Below are 22,969 nucleotides of genomic sequence, written 5' to 3' on the forward strand. Positions count from 1 at the left end.
CGCCGGGGTAGCGTCCGGCATCCCATTGCGCATATGCTCAAGCCATATGCAATGGCGGAGGAGGATATGGGGTTGCGGGTCTCCGGGATGGCTGGCGTCGGGCGCGGGCCGTTTTCATTGAGCGTGGCGCGCGGGCAGTGCGTCGTGTTGAGCGGGCCGTCCGGATCGGGCAAGAGTCTGCTGCTGAGAATGATTGCCGATCTCGATCCGAACGAGGGCGACGTCGCGCTCGACGACACGCAGCGATCGGCGGTCAGTGCGCCGGAATGGCGGCGGCGCGTCGTCTATGTGCCCGCCGAGTCCGGCTGGTGGGAGGACGAGGTGGGCGCGCATATGTCGGATATCGCGGCTGCCAGCGCCTTGCTTGCCCCCCTTTGCCTGCCGCCCGCGATCCTGTCATCGCCGGTCAGCCGCGTCTCCACCGGCGAGAAGCAGCGGCTCGCACTGATCCGCGCGCTGGTGCGCCGGCCGGACATCCTGTTGCTCGACGAGCCGACCTCGGGCCTGGATCAGGCGTCCACGCGGGCCGTCGAAACCGTGCTGCGGGAGCGGCTGGAAGAGGGCGTGGGCATCCTGATGGTGTCGCACCACGACGAGCAGGCCGCCAGAATGGGCACCGCGCACTATCGGATGGGCCCGCACGGACTGGAGAACGGACGATGACCGGCACCATCGCGCCCGACCCGCTCTCCGCGATGGACCTGGTTCTCGCCAGCGGGTTCGTGCTGGCCAGCGCCGGAGCGTCGCTGCTGCTGTCCCTTGGCGTCCATCGCACGCTGATGTGGTCGGCCATCCGCATGGTCGCGCAGTTGCTGGTCGTGGGTTTTCTGCTGCGGATCGTGTTCGGGCTGGCATCGCCGTGGGTCACTGCGCTGACCGTGGCCGCGATGATCGCGGCGGCCGCGCGCGAAGTCGGCGCGCGGCAGGAGCGTCGGTTGTCCGGGCCGATCCATATCGCCATCGGCGCGGCCTCGGTGTTCCTGCCCACGGTCGTGGTCACGGTGCTGGCCCTGACGACCGCGCTGCAGCCCACGCCGTGGTACGACCCGCGTCACGCGATTCCGCTGGCCGGCATCGTGCTGGGCAATGTCATGAACGCCGCGAGCCTGACGCTTGGCGCCACGTTCAACGCGGTCTGGCATCAGCGCGCGGCCATCGAGGCAAGGCTGGCGCTCGGCGACGACCGGTTCACGGCCCTGCGGGGCGTGGTGAAGCAGGGTGTGAGGACGGGACTGATGCCGACGCTGAACACGATGGCCGCGGCCGGCATCATCACGATGCCCGGCATCATGACCGGTCAGATCCTGGCGGGCATGGATCCCATCGCGGCCGCCCAGTATCAGATCCTGCTGATGTTCCTGCTGGCCGGCGGCAGCATGCTCGGCGTTACCGTGGCGGCGCTCCTTGCGGTGGCGCGGCTGACCGACGAGCGGCATCGGCTGCGGCTCGACCGGCTGGTCCGCCGGTGAGACGGACCGGCCGGATTCATCATTCAGCGCGCCCAGGATTCCAGCAGCGCTTCCTCGAATGCCATCTGGCCGGCGGTATCGAATAGCGCATCGATCGTCGGCGACATGGCGGGGCTCTCCGCCGTCGACGCGGAAGCTGGCTGCAATGCCTCCTGCAGCGTGCCAAGCGACTGCCCCATGCCGCGCATGGCGGCCAGTGGAAGCAGGGTAGTGAGGCTGGCGCGCCGCACGCCAATCTCGCGCATGCGTTCGAGCGTGAGATGGCCGGCCGATGCCGCGGGCTGCAGGCCGGTACCGGCGCTCAGCGTCACCGGAATCCGCAGTGCGCGCACGAGTGCCGCGACATCGGCCTCGCATGTCGCGCTCACCGGTCCGATCGGCAACAGCATGTCGGCGCCCGCATCCTGATACGCACGGGCCCGCGCGATGATCTGCCCGATCGGCTCCACGCCGAACGCGTCGGTGCGGGCAATGATCATGAAGTTGTCGTCGACGCGCGCCCGCACGGCCGCCGCCAGTTTGGCGACCATCTCGCCGACGGGCACGACCTCCTTGCGGCGCGTGCTGCCCCACCGGCGCGGCACGACCTGATCTTCGATATTGAGTCCGGCGGCGCCCGCATCCTCGAACAACTCCACCGCGTGGTGCACACCGCGTGGATTCCCGTAGCCGGCATCGCCGTCGGCCGTGATGGGGATGCGGGCATGTCGGGTCAGGCGCCGGCAATGCTCCACGCATTCGGTCAGCGTCAGCAGGCCGATGTCCGGAACGCCGAGCAAACTGTAGGAGAGCATGGCCCCGCTGATGCAAGCGCTGTCGAAGCCCGCCTGTTCGGCCAGCCGCAGGCTGAACATGTCGTGCACGGCCGGCGCGACGACGAACGGGGTGTCCGTCAGCAGGCGCCGCAGGGCAGCGTTCTTCTGTTGCCGCATGGATGGACGCATAGAGGGCGCGATATCGATTGCCATAGAAGTATCCGTGAATGAATCAGCGTTCCGCGGGCCCATAGACCGCATTGACGGTCGCCACCTGCGCAGCCGTGAGGCACGTGGCGACGCGGAAGCCGAACTCGCGCGAGCGCGCCACCATCGCGGCAAATGCGTCCGGTCCGGACTTGTCGGCCACGCTCGCCAGAAAGCCTATCGGGGTCACGCCGCCGGCAAACGCCGCATAGATCAGTTGCTGCTTGAGCGGCAGCAGCGTCTCCGCGCTCGCGCGGAAGCCGCACTCCCGGGCAATATCCTCGCCGCCCAGTCCCACTGCGCGCAGCCGGCCGCCAGCCTGGCAGATTTCGGCCATGCGCTGCGTGGCGGCAGCCGTCTCGATCAGTGCGATCAGCTTGATACGGCCGTGCGGCAACCCGCGCGCGTCTTCGAGTTCGCCGACCAGTTCGTCCAGCAGCGTCAGATGATCGGCCCCCATGACCTTCGTGACCATGATGGCGTCCACCGCTTCCAGCACAGCGCAGCGCAGGTCCGCAACGGCCTGCTCGAGCGACCGATTGATGCGGACCACGACGCCCATACCGTGCTCGCGCAGCGTCGCTGCGCTGTTCGTCAGCGCATCGCGCGCAGCGGGCTTGGACGCGTCCGGAACGAAATCCTCGAGATCGAGAACGACGGCATGCGCGTCACTGCCGAGGGCGGCGCGCAACCGTTCCGCGTCGTGCGCGGGCACGTAAAGCATCGACTGCCACGGGAACTGCCGGATCTCTGCCATGCTCAGTCCGCCGTGATGTGCTGTTCGGTAACGATCATCTTGCGCAGCGCGTACTCGTGCTGGATCACCTCGACGAACGCCGCGGGCGGCTTCGCTGCTGCATTGGCGCCATTGCGACGGAGCACGGCGATCAGCTCCGGACTCTGCACGGCCTGCAGATTGGCATCCGCAAGCCGTTTGGCGACGGCCGGGGGCAGGTTCTTTGGTCCCACCAGTCCGAACCACGCCATATTGTTCAGCTTCGGGAAACCGGCCTCGGCGTAGGTGGGTACGTCCGGCAACTCCGGAATGCGGCTGCTCGACGCGACGGCGAGCGCGCGCAGCTTGCCGGCCTTGATAAAGGTCAGCGACGACGAGACGTTGTCGAACTGCGCGGTCACCTGGCCGGCAACGGTATCGTTGAGCGCCGGGCCCGAGCCGCGATACGGGATGTGATCCATCTGGGTATGGGTCAGGCTCTTGAACAACTCGCCGTCCAGATGCGCGATGCCGCCCACGCCGGAACTCGCATACGAGTATTTGCCGGGATTGGCCTTGAGCAGCGCGATGAATTCGGCGAGGTTCTTTGCGGGGACCTGCGGATTGACGGTCAGCACATTGGGCACGAAGGCGACCAGACCGATCGGCGTGAAATCGGTAAGCGGATTGTAGGCCGGCTGGCGCGTGGTGAGCGGCGCGGTGGCCAGCGTGCTGACGGTGGCAACGCCCAGCGTATAGCCATCGGCCTCGGCCCGCGCCACTGCGGCCGCGCCCAGCATGCCGCCGGCACCGGCCCGGTTGTCCACCACGACCGGCTGGCCCAATCTGGCCGACAGTTCGCGGGCGAGTGCGCGACCGACGATGTCGGTGGTGCCGCCGGCCGGATACGGTACGATCAGCCGAATCGGCTTGTCGGGAAACTCGGCGGCGGAGGCGGGCGTAACGGGCGCGAACGCGGCGAGGCAGGGCAGGCCGATCGCTACGGCGCGGCGGAACAGGGCGATGGGATAGGGCATGGCAGGGAAGAATGAAACGACGGAAAGCGTGCGCGCGGACTCGAGGTACCGCCTATTCCTTTGGCATCGCGGCGGCAAGCTTGCGCATCATCTCCGCGCGGCCGGCGATGGCCTGGGTCCATGCCGCACCGGGCAGATATGCCAGCGCGGGCGCATCCTCGCCGGCACGCTTCAGGTACTCGGGGTCTTGCATGGTGGCCGCAATCGCTGCCTGCAGGCGTTCGCCGATATCCGGCGGCGTTCCGCGGGGCACGGCAAAGCCGCGTTCGGCCGGCATGACGTCGTTGAAGCCTTGCTCGTTGGCCGTGGGGATTTTCGGGAGCGCCGGCGAGCGCTGGTCCGCCATCTGGGCGAGCACCTTGAGCGGCACGGCCTCTTTTCCCGCTTCGCGCAATTCGCTTACCGTGATCGCGGCGAAATCGATATGACCGCCGAACAGCGCCGTCTTCGATTGCGTGGTGCCGTTGAACGGAATCTCGTTCATCTTCACGCCTGCGCTGCTGGCCAGCTGCATCAGCGCCAGATGGCCATTGGTACCGACGCCGTTATGCCCGAACGACAGCGACGACGGATGGGCCTTGAGGGCGCTCACGACGTCCTTGAGCGTCGCGTAGGGGCTGTCCTGCTTCGCCACGAGAATCGTCGGGTCGCTCATCACGCGGGCCACGAGCGTCAGCGCGGCTGGGTCGAAGCTGGTCTTGCGGTACAGCGGCGAGAATGCCATCGCAGGCAGATTCACCACGCCGATCGTGTAGCCGTCCTTGCGGGCGTTCATCAGGCTCAGGTTGGAAATCTCGCTGGCGGCACCGGGCTTGTTGACGACGATCAGGTTGGCGCGCGGCCCAAGGTGGCGCGCGATGACGGGTGCCATGGCACGGGCCATCGTGTCCGTGGCGCCGCCGGCGGCAAAGCCGACCAGCACCTGGATGGGGCGGTCGTCGGGCCATTCCGCCAGCGCGATCGAGGGAAGGGCGAGGGCGGCGCAGAACAGCGAGGCTGCCGAGGCAAGGTGCGGGAAGCGCATGCAATCTCCTTGGGGCATCGAACCTGCCCGATGCATGGAGATTACGGAGTGGACGTCCGGAGAAAAAGCGAAGAATCTTCACCCCTCCCCATGCATAAAGCGAATGTGCGGACGAAAGGAACCCGGAATTGACCATCAAGCAGCTCGAAGCCTTCTTCTGGGCCGCCAAACTCGGCAGCTTCTCGCTGGCCGCCGCGCGGCTTTGTGTCACCCAGTCGTCGCTGTCCAAGCGTATTGCCGAGCTGGAAGCCGATCTGGGCAAGCCGCTGTTCGACCGTGCGGGCCAGCGGGCGGTGATTACCGACGCCGGCGTTCGGCTGCTCGAGCACGCGGGCCGCATGCTCGAACTCGAAAGCCTGATCCGCTCGGACCTCGACACGCAGGGCACGTTGCGTGGATCGTGCCGGTTCGGCATCAGTGAGCTGGTGGCATCGACGTGGTTCCCGGCGTTCGTCGCCCGCGTGCGGCGCGAGCATCCGGATCTGGTGCTGGAGCCGCATGTGGAGTTGACCAGCAAGCTCGAGCGGATGCTGGAGCGGGGCGAACTCGATTTCGCGATCGTGCCGGGCCCCTCGGCGTCGCCCAACCTCTCGCACGAGAAGGTCGGCGAGCTGGAATACCGGTGGATGGCATCGCCCGAACGGCTGCCTGCCGGCACGGTGCTGACGCCCGCGCATTTCAGCGAGCATCCCATGATCACGCTCAGCGCCGACGCCAGACTCTCGCGCGAAGTGGAACGCTGGCGCGCGCACGTCGGCGTGGCCATTCCGCACGCACTCGTCTGCAACAGCCTTGCGGCGTTGATCACGCTGGTGATGGCGGGCGTGGGCATCAGTACGTTTCCCACGGCCTACGTGGCGCCATTCCTGGCATCGGGCAGACTGGTCGCGTTAGTCAGCGATCCGCCGCCGTACAACCTGAACTATTGCTTCCACTGGCGTACCGACGACCCGCGAGCGGTGGTCCGCGTCCTCCGCGAGATCGTCCGCGCCGAGGCGAATTTCCTGATGCCTTCACCGCTGTGGCCGGCTGCGACATAGCGATGTGGACAGTGACGGTTCGCCGACTCACACCCATCTTCCCAACGATACCGAAAGCACTGGATGTCAGCCCATTCGCCTTCTCGTGCAGCACCGCGCAACAAGTCGACGCAGCTGTTCTGGCACGACCCGAGTATGCCTTTCGTCGAGAGCCGCCGTGCCTGCCATAGCCGAGCCTGCTACAAGCCGCACCAGCATCCCACCTTTTCCATTGGCGCCGTCGACGACGGCCACAGTGTCTTCGACGGCGGCACCGACGGTCCGGTCGCGCTGCACCCCGGCACGCTCGTATTCGTGCCCGCGACACGCGTGCACGCCTGCAACCCGGCACCGGAAGCGGCTTGGAGCTACCAGATGCTGCACCTGGACGCGGCCTGGCTCCAGGCCGTCCGGATGGAGTACGCGCAGGCCCACCCGCTAGCTGCCGAGCCAATAAGGATCGTGGCCGACCCGTCGGCCTACGCACGGTTCTGCGAACTCAACGCGTTGCTGTTCTCCGAGGCACGCCCGTGCGAGAAAGAAGCCGCGTTGATCATGTTCATCGGCGACTGCGACACGGGGCAGGGCCTGCGCATCGAAGCGCCAGACGCGCCGTCGAACCTGCTCGCGCAAATCCGGCCAGCCCTCGATTGCCTTCGCACCGCGCCCGCTTCCAACATGCCTTTGGACGAACTGGCGCAACTGGCGGAGATGAGTCGCTACCAGCTGATCCGCGCTTTCCGCGCAGTCACCGGCCTGACGCCGCATGCGTGGCAACTGAGCCAACGCATCAATCTGGCAAGGGAGCGGATTCGGGCCGGAGACCGCATCGCGGACGTGGCGCAGGACCTCGGCTTTGCCGATCAGGCGCATTTTCAGCGGGTTTTCAAGGCGCATGCGGGCATCACGCCAGGCCGCTTCCGCGCGTAGCAGCGGAAACGGTACGACTGCAATTTCCTTCAATACAGAGCGCGCCGCGTTCGGCACACTGCGAGAAAGGTTCGCAGGTGTAAATTGAATGCAGCAGTTCTTGATGATCGCCGCAGCCCATTTCCTGGCGCTGCTGTCTCCCGGCCCTGACTTCTTCCTGATCGCCCGAACATCCCTGTCGGCTGGATGGCGCATCGCCAGCGGCGCCTGTCTTGGCATCGCCATCGCCAATGGGGTGTTCATCGTTGCGGCATTCGCCGGCACCGCCGTGCTGCGGCCGGACACGACCGTGTTCGTGGTTCTGCAGTTGGCCGGCTGCGCCTATTTGCTCTATATCGGCGCGCTGTTCGTGCGGTGCGCCGGCAGCAATGACCTCAGGGGGGCGGCATCCGTTGGCCGGGACGCGCCGCTCACGCATCCACTCGTCGCCTGGCGACGTGCCGCCGGCATGGGGTTCGTCTCTGGCATCCTCAACCCGAAGAACGCGCTGTTCTATGCCAGTCTGGCCGCGATGCTGACAGGTCCGCACGCCAGTGAGGGGTGGAAGGCGCTCTACGGGACTTGGATGTTCAGTGTGGTGCTGCTTTACGACCTGGCGATAGCTGTCCTGATTGGCCACCAGCGCGTGCTGCGGCGCTTTGCACGGATGCTGCCTTGGCTGGAACGCATTTCCGGGCTAATTCTGATCCTGCTCGCACTTGGCGTGATCACGGTGCTTTTGCTGCGTTGAGCCATGCCACCGCAGCTGGGAGCCGTCTCTTGTCTCCAACACCCCACTTCACGACACTGCTGCTCCGAGATGCGTTCTGCTAGGCTCTCCGCCGATAGAACCTGCCAAGGCCGCGTCGCCCCTGATAAAACATGCCGAGACTCGATCCACGGTTGTCCCTTCTCGCGGTAATAACTGCTGTCGCCGGCTGCGCGACGCAGCCGGTCGAGCCGCTAACCGACGCAGAGGCAGGCAATATCGCCACCGTATTTTTCGCCGAAAAGGCGCGCTCGAGTCTGGCTCGCGACTACTGGCGGCAGGAGCGGATGAAGTGGGCAGTGAGCTGTGTGGGCGGATGGAGCGCTGGGGACATGGGCCAACGGCTCGTTCCCGCCCTTCGTCGCGAGCTGACGGAGGACGAACTGCATCAGGCACGGCGGTTTCTCGCGACACCCACCGGCCAACTCTATGCGGAGCAGGCCGTGTACCGGGCCCCGCGCGCGGCCTTGACGCCCGAGCAGTCCGTCGACATGCGCGTGTTCGCCGAATCCGACGCTGGGCGCAAGCTCATGAACCCTGCCACTGTCAGCCAGATGGTCCACGAACTCGCATCGGCGTCAGGGGCTACCTTGGAGGCTTGCAAGACGCGGCATGCGTCGGCACCCGGGCCAAGCGTCGAGCCGATCACCGACCCTCGTATCCTGGAGCGAGCGATAGGCGAGATCGCCTGCACAAGACCGACCCCCTCGTACCCCAGAGAGGCCATCCGAGACGACCAGACCGGCAAAGCCAACGTCCGCGTCTGGATCAACCCGCAAGGCATCGTGTTCATGACCTTGGTCGTCAAGTCCTCGAACTTTCAAGCGCTGGACGACGCTGCAGAGAGAGCGGTGCAAGCGATGCGATGCGCACCGTTCATCCACGAGGGCAAGGCAATTTCGGTCACGGCCATCCAGCCCATCAGCTTCGAGCTGCGCTGACTAGTAGTTTTAGAGCGTGGTGGGCTGTATTGCCGTGACAGGCGACTCATCGAACGTCCGCGCAAAACACTAAACTTCGATACACCGGCAGAACGATTCCATCATGCTGTTGCATCGACCGGTTGACTCCACAGCCGGAAGCCGCCGGTCATTCGACATGAGGTGCAACCTGAGTCGTGTCATCGTCCGACACCTTGGCCAGCGGACTTTGGCGCATCGCGCGCTCGAGATCGAGGCGGTTGATCTGTCGCTGACGACGCGCATTCGGCGGAACAGGTGGAGCGCCTGGCGGCACGCCTGACATGGTTCGTGACGGCCCCTCTTGATGGCGGTTGTCGCGTAGCGCCCGTACCTTCTGCGCGACCTCCAGTACGTGGCCGAGCCGTATGTTCGCGACGATCGCGTCTTGGTCGAGGGCTGATCCTTATTGCTACCAATTTTAGTAGCAATAAGGAGTATTTGGTCTTAGAATGTGCGCTATGCATGGAAACACATACACGGTTGAGGAAGTAGCCAGACAACTGAAGTTGCACGTCAAGACAGTGCTGCGCCATATCAAGGAAGGGCGCCTGCGCGCCTCTAAGATCGGTAAGTCCTATCGGATCTCCGGTAAAGACTTGGATGGCTTTGCTGGTTTGGCGGCACCGACGTCCGAGCAGGGCAGAGTCGTAGTACGCACGACGAGCATCATCGATGTGCCGAAGATTTCGGCGACATTTGCCGACCGCATTGCAATCAGCCTTCAGGCTTTACTGATCAGCCGGCAGGAACGCGACGGGCCGATGCACGTTGATACGGTTTACAACCCGCTTGAGGGCGATCTGAAAATCATCGTGGTTGGGTCACCCAAGGACGCCGCAACCGTGCTGGAGGCGCTCGCGTCTTTCCTGGACGCGGCGCGATGATGGCGATGTTCAAGACGAACCATGCCGAACGCGTGGCCTTGACGCGCTATCGCGAGCTGCTGGACGAATGGGACATCACTCATACCCAGCGCATGGTGCCGAGTGGTACCGGAGAAACCTTCGTGCTCTCATGCGGCCCTGTCGACGGGCCGCCGCTGGTGCTGCTGCACGGTGCCCAGGCCAACTCGGCTAGCTGGCTGGCGGATGCGGCCACATGGTCGCAGCAGTTCCGTGTCCATATCCTCGACATTCCAGGTGAACCCGGCCTGAGTACGGCTTCCCGTCTTGTCCCGATCGATGGCGCGGCCGTGCCCTGGCTCGACGAAGTGATGGACGCGCTGGGACTGGCGAAGGCCTCCTTCGTTGGCATTTCACTTGGCGCGTGGATAGCGTTGAACTTCGCGATATCGCGTCCTGCGCGGGTCGCGCAGTTGGCCCTCATCTCGCCTGCGGGCATAGGGCGGCAGCGTCCATTCCTGCTCAAGGCCTGGCCTTATCTAATGCTCGGACAGTGGGGGCTGCGCAGGATCCGCACCATGGTCATCGGTCCTGTTGCCGGCAAGCTGTCGCCTTTCCATGCCAAGGTTGCAGCGCTCATGGAGTACATCGGCTTGCATGTGCGCATCCGGCCCTTCGTGCTACCAAGATTCAGCGATGCCGCGCTGCGTTCGCTGGGCATGCCGGTCGTGGCCGTGCTGGCGGGAAAAGACGTGCTGCTTGACTCCGGCCACACCCAGGCTCGGCTTCAACAGTGTGTGCCGCACGCCCGTATCCACTGGAGGCAGGACGCTTTTCACTTCATTCCCCGTGAAGCGGCAACCATCCATTCATTCCTCCTCGCGCCTCAGACGCGCAGAGCATCATGAGAAGCGTGATCGTCCAGTTCGGCTCGACCCGGGTATTGCATTGCCCCGCCGAGGAAGAGCGTATTGCCAGCGAAGGCGATACGGACGCCGTCCTCGGCGCAGCGTGGGAGCATCGCGCGCATCTGGTGGCCATCGATACAAGCCGCCTGGACGATGCCTTCTTCGATTTGTCGTCCGGACTGGCGGGCCGCATTGTCCAACGCTTCGTGAACTATCGCATACCGCTCGCCATCCTCGGCGATATCGGTCCCCACCTGCATAGGAGTCGGGCACTTGCAGACTATTTGCGGGAATCCAATCGTGGCAGCGCCGTTTGGTTTCTTGACAGTCTCACGGATCTGGAAACCCGACTCCTGGAGAAGTAGAAATGCGTAAGACATCGATTTTTGCGCTCCTGATCGTAAGTGGACTTCTTTCGACCGCGGCGTCGGCGCGGACGATATGCACGATCGTCGCCGATGCGTCGAAGAGCGGTGCCGTCCTTCAGAGTGGAGACTGCACCAGCCGGGTCACGCCGGCCTCCACCTTCAAGATCGCCATCAGCCTGATGGGTTTCGATGCAGGTGTCTTGCAGGACGAGCACACGCCGGCGTGGCCATATCAGCCGGGATATCCAGATTGGGGCGGCGATGCCTGGCGCCAATCCACCGACGCCAGCCGATGGATGCAGTATTCGGTAGTCTGGTTCTCACAGCGCGTGGCGCACCAGCTGGGAGAGGCAAAATTCCAACGCTATGCGCGCGACTTCGGCTATGGCAACCACGATGTGTCGGGGGAACCGGGCAAGCGCAATGGAATGGAGGGGGCCTGGATCAATTCATCGCTGCGCATATCGCCGTCGGAGCAGATTGTCTTCCTGCGCAGGCTGGTGAACCGGCAACTGCCCGTCAGCGCGCACGCGTATGAAATGACCGGCAGGATCACACTGATTGCGGCTGCACTGGACGGGTGGGAAATCCACGGCAAGACCGGTACGGGTTCACCGGGTTCGGATGGTCGCTACGATCCGGCACATGCCTATGGCTGGTTTGTGGGTTGGGCCATCAAGGGAGGCCAGAAACGCCTGTTCGCGCGCCTCATCCAGGATGACAAGCCTACTCAGCCCAACGCCGGACTGCGAGCCCGCGATAGCCTGCTGGCGGACTTTCCCGTACTGGTGGAGGCAATGGACGACAATCGCGCGAGTCGCCAGCGATGAGCGTCGGCCAGCGCAATGCACATATCGACGCGCTGCGCGGCGTGTCCATTCTGTTGGTGCTGTTCCATCATTTCAACATCGCTTATCCGCTCAAAGAAACGCTGCTGGCGACAGTCCTCGGTTGGCCCGTCGTGCACGCGATTGCCCGCAACGGCAACTACGGCGTGACCATCTTCTTCGTGATTTCCGGCTATCTGATGACGGCCAACACCTTGCGTCGATGGGGGCGGCTCGAAGCCATCGATGCAATCCGCTTCTACGCGCTGCGGATGGCGCGCATTTTGCCGTGTGTCCTCTTGCTGCTGGCGATCGTTACTAGCTTGGCAGCGCTCGGCGGGACACTCTTTCAGAACCGGGGATTTGGCGAGACACCGTTACCGATGTGGATGATCTGCCTGGCGAGCATCACGTTCTGGATGAACGTACTGATTGCGCAGCATGGCTGGGTGAATTATCCGCTGGGGGTGCTTTGGTCACTGTCCGTCGAGGGGGTGTTCTACCTGGTGTTTCCTCTTGTTTGCCTGATGTTCCGCAGCACACGTCGCATCTTCGCCTTCTGGTTGCTGTTCGTCGTGACGGGCCCCTTGTACCGCCTCGCGCATCAGGGGGATGAAGGCGGCTTTCTCTATTCTTACATGGCGTGCTTCGACGGAATCGCCATCGGCTGCTGTACGGCGATCCTGACTCAACGAGGCACGTATCGATGGATCTCGAAGGGCTGGCTGCAGGGCACGGTGATGCTGGCAATGGCGCTGCTATACCTGTGCTGGCCCATTGCGCGGAGCAATGTGCTGGGCGTGACGGGAATGGCGCTGGGGACGAGTTTCCTGCTAGCTGGCGCCTCGAGGCAAACTACATCGACGGGTAGTGCCGGTCGCCAATGCCTGACCTTTTGTGGTCGGCTCAGCTACGAGGTCTACTTGTTTCACTTGATCGTCTTGGGACTGATGCGCACCGCCATTCCGGCGAACACTGCCTCATCCGCCCTAAAGATGGGGCTTCTCGCGACGTACTTCGTTTGCTCTTTAGTGGTGGCGCACGTCGTAGCCAATTTATTTTCGCGCCCCTTTAGCAGGCTTGCATATGAATGACCACTTCTGGCCCCGATGACGGACGCCTCGCGGCGGGCTAGCGGCGGAAAGCTGTGAGCATAGCCCGTCCGTGGACGTCTCGGATCGGCCATGAGCCGCCATTGAAAGCCCGACCTCAAACTGTGTGCAATCTTTGAAAGAAGTACACTTAAGAGCGCCTTAGTGCCAATGGCAAGGGACCGGAGGATCCATAAAGGCTGGCGCCTGCATGGTTGCCTCTGGAGTCGGAGCAAAAGATTTGAACACACCCCAATTGCGACATTAGGAATAGCGCCTAGCGTCTGGAGAGATAATGATTCACCTATTGTTGAATTCTGAGGCTCCGCCGGTAGCGGAGATTGCTACAAGATTTGGTGGGCTTCCGTTGGTTCCCTCTGAGTCGCAGTTCCAATGGCCTTGCTGTTCAACTTGCAATGGGGCCATGCAATTTCTCGGCCAGATCGTTTTGCATGATGGCGATGCAACGCGTCTAGTACTTATATTCATGTGCCAGAATGACCCCGGACTATGCGAGGAATGGGATGCAAACGCCGGGGGAAATCACGCGACTGTCATGACGATTGAAGGCGAGATGCGCCTCGCCGATGCGCCACCTACAGGCGTAGTCCAACTGGATACGGTTTACGGAGCGCGAGTTGAAGTTCTCGAGGCCGCTGACTACGACAGCGCACGGCAACGGTGGCAAGACACCAACCCAAATCAACAGCGACAAATTCTAGGTCAGATTGAGGGGCAACCGTTATGGCTTCAGGCGGATGAATCACCAGTCTGCGATGCGTGCGGAGACGCAATGTCGTTCTTGGCCCAACTTGAAGAGGGGCCGGACTATAGAACTTCCATGAACTTCGGTGGTGGAGGCTGCGCGTATGTGTTCCGATGCCACTGTAGCCGACAAGGTGCAAAGCTGCTGTGGCAGTGCTGATGAGCATGGCCAGCCAGTCTGCTTCTTGGTCAAACGAGCGACTCTTGGCGATCGTCACTATTCGGCAGAAGGGATATCGGGCAGTTCTCTTTCACGGTCGTTCCGCCGTGCGCTGTTCAAATGTTGAGACGATACAGTCTACAGCCCGCCGCGGAGCGGCCGAAGTTCCCCGTATGCTTACCGCTACCGTTCTCCCCTACAATGCCTCTCATTCCATCAAGGCGACCGGGAGACGACAATGGGCTGGTCTGACGCAGCGATTATCTTTGCAACGCTTTTCGGCCCCGTCTTTGCAATCCAAGTTCAGAAGTTCATAGAGCGCCGGGGAGCCAAGCGAGGCAAGCAAGAACAGATTTTCTTTACCCTCATGGCTACCCGTGCCGTCCCTACCTCTCCGGGACACGTAGAGGCACTTAATGCCATCCCCATTATGTTCTATGACCGCAATGTCCGTAGAACATCCAAAGAGGGGCGAGCGCTGGAAAAGATCAACTCCGGCTGGCGACGCCTACTGCATCATTTCAATGACCGGGCCAATTACGCCGACGACCAAGGACGCGAATGGGAGCGAGATAGAATCGCTAATGAGGTCCGCCTATTGAAAGACATGGGCGATTATCTAGGGTTCAATTTTGAAGAATTGGAGTTAGAGAATCAGCATTATTTTCCCGTGGGACAAGGCAGTCTGATAGAGGATCAAGAGGTAATCCGGCGTGGGCTGGCGACTGTCCTAAGTGGAAAATCAGGTTTCCCGGTGTTTATTACCGGTGCCGCCGCGCCGCCACCTCAAACGGCCCCGACAGAATCCGCACCCGTGCCCGCAACGGCGCCCGCGAATGACGCCCCTGTGCCAAACGTAGACGGCGCGGATTCCGGCAATCGCCCTGCGGCGTAACCCAAAGGGACGACGATGGACGATTGGCTTAACGTGACGGTGCGCGGAACAGCTATATGGCCCGCCGAAGAAACCACTGTGCAATTCGGCGGACATACGCTGATCCTCAAGCCCATGAAGAGGGACACAGAGCAATCCATACACATTAACTTACGGGGCACGTCAGAGATTGAGGCGCAGACGATCATTAACAGATTTCTTAGTCTGCTGTCGTGGATCGATGATCAACCCATGGAAAACATATTCGGATTCTCTGGGTCACCCGTACCTATTCCCGCAGGTAGGGGAGACCGGGTTACCGCTCAGTCAAGGATATTCCCCTTTGGGCGCACTCTTGAGACGAACCCAAAATCCCGGCTTGCACTGGCATTATTCCGCGAGGCCCGGACTGTAAATAGCACTCCCTATGAATTTCTAGGCTATTTCAAGATTCTAAATATCGTTTGGAATGATCGGTGGGCGACCATTAACGGCACCCGCGAGCGCCCCATTGTTGACGGGATACGTACGACGCTACCGCACCTGAAAGACAGCCGGTCACTACAGCGTCTCCGGGTAATCTCGCAGACACACACCGACTCCGCCGCCTATCTGTATGAGTCTGGCCGCTGTGCCGTGGCGCATGCCAATTTGTCCAATGTGGTGGACCCTGACGACTTCGGAGACCTGCGCCGCCTGTCCGCCGACATGTGCATCATCAAGGAAATCGCAGAGTACCTGCTAGAGACGCATTTCGGTCAGTCCCGGTCAATCCTTGGGTGACACCGGCAACCTCAGCCTCCAACTTCGATGAAATCCGCGCTTTCCGTGAACACCGTGCTTGATGAACTAGCGACATTGGTAGGTAAGGACGTCGCCTTGGTAGGCATCCTGCGCTTCGAGTTCGAGGGGACGGCGCTGGACCATTTCCCAAAGTCAGAGCGCCGCAATGCGGAGAATGGCGGCCCGCTCGAGCCATCGAGCGTCTGGTTGAGCGTCGGGTCAGGCGCCCTTCAATTTAACGAAGAGCAGCTTCGGCGATGGCACGGAAAGCGAGTCACGGTGCTTGGCACCTTGCTCCGTCCCGATGGAAAGCTCGGGGGATGCGGCCATTTGTCAGCGTTTCCCGCTGAGGTGTTGGCACGGTCCATCGAGCGGCTCTAGCCGGCCAGAAGCGGCCACTCGACCTCCTGACCTCGATCGTCGGCAATATATGCTTCAAGCCACTGCTATACGCGTCGTCGAATCAGACTCATGGCGTTGGCCTTCCACTTCTTCTATGGTGTTGCGTCGATGAGCATCAGCAATTGGATAGCGCGCATACGTAAATATGCAGAAAGTAGCGAAGCATTCAACACGGTGAACTTGGAGGAGGCGCATAGGGTAATCTACCCTGTCGTCGATGCCGCTCTGAATCCGCGAGGATTCGAGGCAGTCTCGCCGCTGAAGTGGGTGCGATTCGACGGGTCACCCATCCGCCAAATATTTGCGTTCCCAGCATGGAAAGGCGGTGTAATAGCGCCACGCTGGGGTCTGTCCATTGACTTTGTCCCACACGTATCGGGCAGCTCTGTGCGCTGGCACCGTACCAACAAATCTGCGATCTTTGATCTTGCCGTCGATGCACGCGACAGAGATTTGGACATCAGTGTTATTCGCGGAGAGCGCTTCGTTGCAGAGAAATCGTCAACGGTCGTGGAAGCCTCAATCGCACGGGCAGACGAATTTTGGCGACCGGTCAACTCGGTGGAGGATGTCGTCGGGGCCTTCGAATGGCTGCGAAGCCATCTGGCGAATGGAGGCCTGGGGTTCTACAACTACACCCAGCATCCGATTGCGCTCGCGTTCGTGCTCGCGAGGATAGGCGATGCTGATGGCGCACGTAGGGAGCTAGATCGATTCCTAGAGGGGCGCTCAGCCGAAGACCCCGTTTCCTTACAACTCGGCAGAATGTTGACTAGAGCTACCTCCATCGCATGATGTCGGTAGTTGCCCTTAGCGCTGGAAAGCCTTCACTTGAATCGGTAGAGGGCCAAGATCGGCCAAGAGCCGCCACTCGATGAAGGGACCAAAGATGGAGATTCACGGGAAGCAACCACCAGCTTCACGGCCGAAGGCCGCCGTTTGCCACGCTTACCCAGGCTCCGGATACCCCCCGTCGTTGCGCTTGTCCTGCTCCGCACATTGCCTTTAAGCTCACCCGCGATGGGCGCGTCACTGCAGAGTGAATGTCTTTGGTCCACGCCGCCTTGCCGCCGCTCCCCAATGCACGCCGAACCCTGAATAACATGGTAGACCAGAAGAACTTCGCGTTAGTCGTCTCGCTGTGGACGTTCATGTTCGCGGTTATCTTCATACTGTGTTGGGGATTTGTGTTCGGATATTCCCTTCAGAATGTTGTTGTTCTTGGCTCGGCCGGAGCCCTTATAGGTGCTATTGGGGCGCCGGAAATATACCCGCGACTGTTTCGATTTCCACGGCTTTGGCAAATGACCCTCGCAGTGCTCGGCTGCGTTCTTGTTGCAGACAATATTGGAGTGGGAACACTCGGCTATATTGTTGCGATAGCGTCGGGGCTTGCCCTTGGCTACTTCGCGCGCTTCTGGAGCCTCCGTGTTTAGCTCGGAGACCAGTGATTCAATCTAGCGACGAAGTCCGCGGTCGGCCAATTTGACTGGGTATCGAGACGGGGACGATAGAACCGAATCAAGCGAAGGAATGGGCAGATCAGGTGATCGCACAGAGCGAGCAAGCTCCTGGCGATCTTGTCGACATAGCTCTGAGCGCGACGTCCCGCAGGTACTTCTTGGGCTTGAAGAAGTGACTGGGGATCGGAATAGGGACAAAGGTTCGCGTTAGCTGTTCAGAGTTCTGATAGCGCAGCTTGACTATCGCCGCGATCCTCAGGAAGTGATAATGGCGGCCAAGCATTCTGCGATGAGGTCGGATATGGAAGGGACGCTCTACGAGTCGCTCTGTTCCATCGATAGCAGCCTTGACGTGGCAGAGCTCGGCTATTTCGGTACAGTTCCCGAAGTCATGGATGATTTGAGGCGGATTCTCGCACAAGTAGCAGCATCTTCTCCGCCTCCGTTATCTTCTTGACGATCACAACAGACAGTGCTTAAAAATGAAGAAAATTGATTTATTCGGAAGGGCGTTCATCCTGCTTCCCGATTACTGGACGAGTTTCTTGGACGGCGATTGTTGCGTTATCCATGAACACGGCGACGATGATCGCACGCTTCGCGGAAAATTACTTTCCGTAAGCACAGGAGGATCCAAAGAGGGCAATCTGCCATTAATTATTCTGAGGGACGTCGCAAATAAAGATAATCCGCAAATTAATAAGATTGGTGACAACAAATATTGTCACAGAGATGAAGATAATCAACCGGAAGGCGGGACATCAATTCACGGAATACGATGGTGTGTTGCCGCCATGTCAAATCAGGATGAGGTGGTATTGGCAATATTCACCCTCACGTTCCCCGAGTCGCTGAGAGATGACTTAGAAACGATTCAAATCGTAGCGATGTTAGATGAAGCGATAAATTCATGTGAATTTATTTGATTGGTTGTTGAAACATTATATTAGTTTGCAACTAATTAATTGCGAAAAAGGCCGAGCCGTCGATCATCGGCTAGAAGCGGACCGTCGGCACGCCCCTCTATATCGTCGACAATCTGCCTCTAGGCGGCTGGAAACGATCCGGTAGTAGTCTCCATGGCAAAAATGTCCAAATTCGCGCTGTATTCCGATAATCAACTCCCAGTGGGCTTTATCTATCCCGCAGAAATCAAGAATTTTTCGTTAAGCGGTGAGTACCCACAAATTTATCCATGGTGGTTTTTCGATGCTCATTCAAAAGCGGGTGAACTTGCTTATTCGATAAGGCTGCATGATGGTCGGAACCTTATCCCCTTTGCGAAGGTGGATGATGGTAGGGGCGACATCGCGTGCTTCGACGGTGACGATGTATCGGGGGACCCAAGAGTCCTCATGCTGGTACTGGACGAATCGGGGCGTTCCTATTCCTTCGTAAATTTCTCACACTGGAAAAATACTGTGCTGGAAGATACAACTTCCCAGTTTTTGATTGCTGCAGATTTTTTGCCGGTTGGGGAATTACTTCTGGCGGAACTGGCGAACAAAATTCCTTCCGTATGTTTGCGCGATTGGGGCGAAGACGTAAGGCAAGCGTATGCACGTTCTGTCGCGCTCCTCGATATCGAGTTGCGTGGAATATTGGGCGTAGTTCATCTGACCGATTGTGTCGCGTTTTACAATGCATATTACTGGAGCTTGATCTTTACGCAGCGTTATCAGACCCGATATGGCTCCGATTCCGGCATTGAACAGGAAGCCATCAAAAGGCTGGCACAAGCACCGAAAGAGGTGGACTGGCAGGTGGTAGAGAGCATCCGGCAAGTAGCGCAGCGGAAATATAAATAACATCCATTTCAGACCGCCCTATACACAACACTGATGATCACCTATTTCTGAGGTCGGACATTGCTGCCAAGGCGATGAATCGCCCTACCTCGGGGGCGTTGATACGACGAACATGATTCGTCGCCGATATACGAAGTGTGCAAGCGCCGAGAGTTACGAGACGTTTCCGCGCCTGGGGGAGCCGTCTTACTAGGCCTTACGAATGACTGCTTTGGAGAAATCTGGGAGGCCGTTATGGGTCGGAAGCCGCCGGTCATTCGACATGCGGCGACCTGAGTCGGGTCATCGTCCGACACCGTGGCCAAAGGACTTTGCCGAATCGCGCGCTCCAGATCGAGGCGGTTGATTTGGCGCTGGCGTCGCGCGCCCGGTGTGACAGGCTGAGGGCCTGGCGGCACGCCTGACATGGTGCGCGACGGCCCCTCGTAGTGCCGATTGTCGCGTAGCGCCTGCACCTTCTGCGCAATCCCCAGTCGACCTCTGGATAGCGATAGTGGGTGGTGTAGGGCAGGGAGGTGTCGTCCGCCCATAGCTCGGTCGCACCGTCCGGATACTCGGCCACTTCGATGTAATGGTGGATCAGTTGCCGGTGCTCCGGAAGGTCATCGAGCAGATACAACGTCTTGTCGTACTGGAGGCTCAGGCTATGGGTGACCTTGTGCCATTCGCGCCAGCAAAAGATGCGCCGTAAGTCCTCATGGTTGTGTATCGGCCGATGGCGTTGAAATCGCTGCGTGGAACCTTGGCGAACCGGGCGTTGAAGTCGGCGATGAAGGCGGCCGCATACGCGTTGGCGTCGGCCATCGAGCTGATGCCGCGCAGGCGCAGCTCCTTCACCAGCCGGTCCTGCAGCGTGCCATTCATTCGTTCGACACGGCCCTTGGCCTGGCTCGTTTTGCAACCGCGGCAGCTGGCGGTGCCCGGGCTGGCCGCGCTGATGCGACACCAGGCCCATCGGGCCGTCCCGGTTCCAGCTCAGGCGCCACCAGTATAGGTCCGGGAAGCGGACATTCTGATTTGGCCCTGACAATCGAAATGATGTACAACACTTATTATGTTAAATGACGTAAAAGGATAGGCACCGACGATCCGCTTCGCATATCGGAATATTCCGATATACTCCCGGCCATGGACTTGCTCGAAGTATTCAAAGCCCTCTCGAATCGCACGCGTCTCGAGATCCTCAAAGGTTTGAAGGATCCCGAGAAGCATTTCCCTCCCCAGGACGAAGGTGACGTCCACACGGTCGGCGTGTGTGTCAGCAGCATCCAGGAAGGCGTCGGACTGTCGCAATCGACGGTGTCCGACTACCTCGCGACGCTGCAACGTGCGGGTCTGGTGGAAGTCCGGCGCATCGGTCAGTGGACCTATTACAAGCGGGACGAAGCCGCCATCCGTGCGCTGGCCGAGCATATCGGGGCTGACCTCTGAGGGGTTGCCCTGTTTTTTTGACGGTTCATATCGATATTTCTCGATATCTCGTTTTTTCGAAACAAAGGAATGCTATGAAAGCCCTCGTACTCACATCATTTGGCGGCCCGGCGTCGTTCGAGCTTCGCGACGTCCCGAAGCCCGTCCCGCACGCTGGCCAGGTTCTCGTCCGGGTCCATGCGACGTCCATCAACCCGCTGGACTATCAGGTCCGTCGTGGCGACTATCCCGATCTGGTGCCGCTGCCGGCCATCACCGGCCATGACGTGTCCGGCGTGATCGAGGCCGTTGGCCCCGGTGTTACCGCCTTCGCGCCGGGCGACGAGGTCTGGTACACCCCGCAGATCTTTGATGGACCCGGCAGCTATGCCGAGTATCACGTGGCCGCCGAAGGCATCGTCGGCAGAAAGCCTCGCTCGCTGAGTCATCTCGAGGCGGCGAGCCTGTCCCTGGTCGGCGGAACCGTGTGGGAAGCACTGGTCGTGCGCGCGGGCCTGCGCGTCGGCGAAAGCATCCTGATTCACGGCGGCGCGGGCGGTGTCGGGCATGTGGCGATCCAGGTCGCCAAAGCGATGGGCGCCAGAGTCTTTACGACCGTGCGCGAGGCGAACTTCGAGTTCGCCCGAACGCTGGGTGCCGACGTGCTCATCGACTACACGAAAGAAGACTATGTGGACGCCGTCATGCGGGAATCGGAAGGCCGCGGCGTCGATGTCGTGTTCGACACCATCGGCGGCGACACGCTGTCACGCAGCCCCGACGCCCTTGCGCAGCTCGGCCGCGTCGTGTCGATCGTGGACATTGCCCAGCCGCAGAACGTCGTGCAGGCCTGGGGCAAGAACGCGAGCTACCACTTTGTCTTCACGCGACAAAACCGCGGCAAGCTCGACGAGCTGAGTGCATTGGTCGATCGCGGCCTGTTGCGGCCCCACGTTGGCGCCGTCTATTCGCTGGCCGAGATTCCGCTCGCGCATGCGCGGCTGGAGACGCCCAATAACGGCATCAGGGGAAAGATCGCGATTACCGTGTCGGAGGGACGTCATGATCTATGAGATCGCCCTGCTCCCCCTGCGCCACGACCGCGTCGACACGTTCAGAGACGCATTTGCCAGGGTCGCCCCACTGCTCGAGCGCGCAAAAGGATACCGCGGTCACATGCTCGCGCAAGGGGTCGAAAGTCCCCTCCTATTCAACCTGATCGTGCAATGGCAATCGCTCGCCGATCATTCGCCGGGATTCGAATCGAGCGACGATCATCGGCGGTTCATGATGGAACTGGAGCCATATTTCTCGGAAGAACCGAAGGTTTATCACGTTGAGGGGGACTGGAAAACGTAGATGACTACAGCACCAGCGTGCCGCCGGCAGACGTGCGCTGAATGGCCTGCGGCGATTGGCCGAACGCACGCAGAAACGCCTGTCGCATGCGTTCGCGATCGCCGAATCCCGTCTCGCGCGCGATGACTTCGATCGGGTGCCGCGTCGTCTCCATCATCAGCCGCGCGGCCTCGACGCGGAGGCGTTCGATGGCCTTGGCCGGCGACTGGCCGGTCTCTTCGCGAAAGACGCGGCTGAACTGCCGCGGGCTCAGCCGTGCCACCTCCGCCAGCGATTCCACCGAGAGGTCGGCGCCCAGATTCTCCTTCGCGTAGGTCACCGCCATCTGCACGCGATCGGACTTGGCATCGAGTTCCAGCAGCGCAGAACATTGCGATTGGCCGCCACCGCGCCGCTGATACACCACGAGCTTGCGCGCGACCATGCGCGCCGCCTCCACGCCAAAGTCTTTCTCGACGATGGCAAGCGCGAGATCCACGCCCGCGGTCATGCCCGCCGAAGTCCAGATGTCGCCATCGACCACGAAGATGCGGTCTTCATCGACCTGCACGAGGGGTATTGCTTCCGGAACGCCTGCGCATGCAGCCAGTGCGTGGTCGCGCGTTTGCCGTCGAGCAGGCCCGCCGCCGCCAGCACGAACGCCCCCGTGCAGATGGAGGCGACGCGCCGGCTCGGCGCGGTCCGGATGTAGTCGAGCAGGCTCTCCGCCGGCAGCCGGCAATCGTTGTCGCCCGCCACGATCAGCGTGTCGTACGTGGCGTCCCGGACCCGATCGGTGTTGACCGAGAAACCCTGGGACGTCATTACCGGACCACCGTCTTCCGACACGAGCCGGAACTGATAGGCCACCTCTCCGCGCATGCGATTGGCGTATTCGAACACGCTGCCCACAGCCAGTCCCATGACCTGAAAATTCGGGAACACGACGAGTCCGACGGTATGCATGGCCACTCCGAACGCAATGAAAGGGTTCACGGAATATAGCAGAGGCCATGACCTAAATCATTGCATCTACGTCATTGAGGATATCGCGCCGGGATACC

At 61.1% G+C, this 22,969-nt stretch carries 26 protein-coding genes and 1 pseudogene; 21 read left to right on the forward strand and 6 right to left on the reverse strand.

Features of this window, described 5'->3' with window-relative positions; genetic code table 11:
• Positions 1–33: 33 nt before the first annotated feature.
• The gene (locus FOB72_RS06625; protein ID WP_223851440.1) at positions 34–663 is read left to right on the forward strand and encodes an ATP-binding cassette domain-containing protein; all 630 of its coding nucleotides are present in this window, start codon (positions 34–36) and stop codon (positions 661–663) included.
• Positions 660–1,469: an ABC transporter permease gene (locus FOB72_RS06630; protein WP_223851441.1), complete on the forward strand. Its 810-nt coding sequence runs from the start codon at positions 660–662 to the stop codon at positions 1,467–1,469. Before FOB72_RS06625 ends, FOB72_RS06630 begins: the two co-directional genes overlap by 4 nt.
• A gap of 23 nt (positions 1,470–1,492) precedes the next feature.
• Here FOB72_RS06630 and FOB72_RS06635 read toward each other — a convergent pair whose 3' ends face one another.
• Genes FOB72_RS06635 through FOB72_RS06650 form a run of 4 tightly spaced genes read right to left on the reverse strand, consistent with a single transcriptional unit; the run spans position 1,493 to position 5,207 of the window.
• The gene (locus tag FOB72_RS06635; RefSeq protein ID WP_223851442.1) at positions 1,493–2,401 is read right to left on the reverse strand and encodes an oxaloacetate decarboxylase; all 909 of its coding nucleotides are present in this window, start codon (positions 2,399–2,401) and stop codon (positions 1,493–1,495) included.
• A gap of 55 nt (positions 2,402–2,456) precedes the next feature.
• Positions 2,457–3,188 carry an HpcH/HpaI aldolase/citrate lyase family protein gene (locus FOB72_RS06640; RefSeq protein WP_150371802.1) on the reverse strand — a complete coding sequence of 244 codons (732 nt, stop codon included), beginning with the start codon at positions 3,186–3,188 and terminating at the stop codon, positions 2,457–2,459.
• Between the two features lie 2 nt (positions 3,189–3,190).
• Positions 3,191–4,183 (reverse strand): Bug family tripartite tricarboxylate transporter substrate binding protein, encoded by a 993-nt coding sequence (locus FOB72_RS06645; RefSeq protein WP_150371803.1) that lies wholly within the window; start codon positions 4,181–4,183, stop codon positions 3,191–3,193.
• Positions 4,184–4,235: 52 nt separating this feature from the next.
• Positions 4,236–5,207, reverse strand: coding sequence for a tripartite tricarboxylate transporter substrate binding protein (locus FOB72_RS06650; RefSeq protein ID WP_191002212.1), 972 nt, complete (start codon positions 5,205–5,207; stop codon positions 4,236–4,238).
• 128 nt (positions 5,208–5,335) lie between these two features.
• Here FOB72_RS06650 and FOB72_RS06655 point away from each other — a divergent pair, with 128 nt between their 5' ends.
• The 16 genes from FOB72_RS06655 to FOB72_RS32140 all read left to right on the forward strand — a co-directional run bounded on the left by FOB72_RS06655 (position 5,336) and on the right by FOB72_RS32140 (position 19,157).
• Positions 5,336–6,247, forward strand: a complete 912-nt coding sequence (locus FOB72_RS06655; protein WP_150371805.1) for a LysR family transcriptional regulator — start codon at positions 5,336–5,338, stop codon at positions 6,245–6,247.
• A gap of 63 nt (positions 6,248–6,310) precedes the next feature.
• A complete protein-coding gene (locus FOB72_RS06660) occupies positions 6,311–7,156 on the forward strand; it encodes a helix-turn-helix transcriptional regulator (RefSeq protein WP_150371806.1) in 846 nt (281 codons plus the stop codon).
• 88 nt (positions 7,157–7,244) lie between these two features.
• Positions 7,245–7,886: a LysE family translocator gene (locus tag FOB72_RS06665; RefSeq protein WP_150371807.1), complete on the forward strand. Its 642-nt coding sequence runs from the start codon at positions 7,245–7,247 to the stop codon at positions 7,884–7,886.
• A 131-nt stretch (positions 7,887–8,017) separates the two neighbouring features.
• Positions 8,018–8,845 (forward strand): TonB family protein, encoded by an 828-nt coding sequence (locus FOB72_RS06670; RefSeq protein ID WP_150371808.1) that lies wholly within the window; start codon positions 8,018–8,020, stop codon positions 8,843–8,845.
• A 527-nt stretch (positions 8,846–9,372) separates the two neighbouring features.
• The gene (locus tag FOB72_RS06680) at positions 9,373–9,750 is read left to right on the forward strand and encodes a helix-turn-helix domain-containing protein (RefSeq protein ID WP_179594381.1); all 378 of its coding nucleotides are present in this window, start codon (positions 9,373–9,375) and stop codon (positions 9,748–9,750) included.
• Complete coding sequence (locus FOB72_RS06685; RefSeq protein ID WP_150371810.1) at positions 9,747–10,616, forward strand: alpha/beta fold hydrolase; 870 nt, start codon at positions 9,747–9,749, stop codon at positions 10,614–10,616. The genes FOB72_RS06680 and FOB72_RS06685 overlap by 4 nt, the downstream gene beginning before the upstream one ends.
• Positions 10,613–10,981, forward strand: coding sequence for a DUF4180 domain-containing protein (locus FOB72_RS06690; protein ID WP_150371811.1), 369 nt, complete (start codon positions 10,613–10,615; stop codon positions 10,979–10,981). Before FOB72_RS06685 ends, FOB72_RS06690 begins: the two co-directional genes overlap by 4 nt.
• Before the next feature lie 2 nt (positions 10,982–10,983).
• A complete protein-coding gene (gene blaOXA / locus FOB72_RS06695) occupies positions 10,984–11,814 on the forward strand; it encodes a class D beta-lactamase (protein WP_150371812.1) in 831 nt (276 codons plus the stop codon).
• Entirely contained in the window at positions 11,811–12,905 is a 1,095-nt protein-coding gene (locus tag FOB72_RS06700) for an acyltransferase family protein (RefSeq protein ID WP_150371813.1), read from the forward strand. Before blaOXA ends, FOB72_RS06700 begins: the two co-directional genes overlap by 4 nt.
• Positions 12,906–13,326: 421 nt before the next feature.
• Complete coding sequence (locus FOB72_RS06705) at positions 13,327–13,827, forward strand: hypothetical protein (protein ID WP_223851443.1); 501 nt, start codon at positions 13,327–13,329, stop codon at positions 13,825–13,827.
• Between the two features lie 238 nt (positions 13,828–14,065).
• Entirely contained in the window at positions 14,066–14,722 is a 657-nt protein-coding gene (locus FOB72_RS06710; protein ID WP_150371815.1) for a DUF6680 family protein, read from the forward strand.
• Between the two features lie 15 nt (positions 14,723–14,737).
• Complete coding sequence (gene mauJ / locus FOB72_RS06715) at positions 14,738–15,484, forward strand: methylamine utilization protein MauJ (protein ID WP_150371816.1); 747 nt, start codon at positions 14,738–14,740, stop codon at positions 15,482–15,484.
• Between the two features lie 27 nt (positions 15,485–15,511).
• Positions 15,512–15,865, forward strand: coding sequence for a hypothetical protein (locus tag FOB72_RS06720; RefSeq protein ID WP_150371817.1), 354 nt, complete (start codon positions 15,512–15,514; stop codon positions 15,863–15,865).
• Positions 15,866–15,955: 90 nt separating this feature from the next.
• Positions 15,956–16,681 carry a hypothetical protein gene (locus FOB72_RS06725; protein WP_150371818.1) on the forward strand — a complete coding sequence of 242 codons (726 nt, stop codon included), beginning with the start codon at positions 15,956–15,958 and terminating at the stop codon, positions 16,679–16,681.
• A 1,150-nt stretch (positions 16,682–17,831) separates the two neighbouring features.
• Positions 17,832–18,275, forward strand: a complete 444-nt coding sequence (locus FOB72_RS06730) for a hypothetical protein (protein ID WP_150371819.1) — start codon at positions 17,832–17,834, stop codon at positions 18,273–18,275.
• A gap of 153 nt (positions 18,276–18,428) precedes the next feature.
• Positions 18,429–19,157, forward strand: a complete 729-nt coding sequence (locus FOB72_RS32140; protein ID WP_191002213.1) for an SMI1/KNR4 family protein — start codon at positions 18,429–18,431, stop codon at positions 19,155–19,157.
• Between the two features lie 639 nt (positions 19,158–19,796).
• On the opposite strand, the gene FOB72_RS32145 is transcribed toward FOB72_RS32140, so the two are convergent.
• Positions 19,797–20,021, reverse strand: coding sequence for a hypothetical protein (locus tag FOB72_RS32145; RefSeq protein WP_191002214.1), 225 nt, complete (start codon positions 20,019–20,021; stop codon positions 19,797–19,799).
• A gap of 264 nt (positions 20,022–20,285) precedes the next feature.
• On the opposite strand from FOB72_RS32145, the gene FOB72_RS06745 reads away from it, so the two are divergent.
• From FOB72_RS06745 to FOB72_RS06755, 3 genes are all read left to right on the forward strand, one after another.
• Positions 20,286–20,588 (forward strand): ArsR/SmtB family transcription factor, encoded by a 303-nt coding sequence (locus FOB72_RS06745; protein ID WP_150371820.1) that lies wholly within the window; start codon positions 20,286–20,288, stop codon positions 20,586–20,588.
• Between the two features lie 74 nt (positions 20,589–20,662).
• Positions 20,663–21,640 (forward strand): zinc-dependent alcohol dehydrogenase family protein, encoded by a 978-nt coding sequence (locus FOB72_RS06750; RefSeq protein WP_150371821.1) that lies wholly within the window; start codon positions 20,663–20,665, stop codon positions 21,638–21,640.
• The gene (locus FOB72_RS06755; RefSeq protein ID WP_150371822.1) at positions 21,630–21,926 is read left to right on the forward strand and encodes an antibiotic biosynthesis monooxygenase family protein; all 297 of its coding nucleotides are present in this window, start codon (positions 21,630–21,632) and stop codon (positions 21,924–21,926) included. The genes FOB72_RS06750 and FOB72_RS06755 overlap by 11 nt, the downstream gene beginning before the upstream one ends.
• A 4-nt stretch (positions 21,927–21,930) precedes the next feature.
• On the opposite strand, the pseudogene FOB72_RS06760 reads toward FOB72_RS06755, so the two are convergent.
• A pseudogene (locus FOB72_RS06760) lies at positions 21,931–22,871 on the reverse strand (GlxA family transcriptional regulator).
• Positions 22,872–22,969 lie beyond the last annotated feature (98 nt).

The sequence above is a fragment of the Cupriavidus pauculus genome (genome assembly GCF_008693385.1).
In the GTDB taxonomy this organism is placed as follows: domain Bacteria; phylum Pseudomonadota; class Gammaproteobacteria; order Burkholderiales; family Burkholderiaceae; genus Cupriavidus; species Cupriavidus pauculus_D.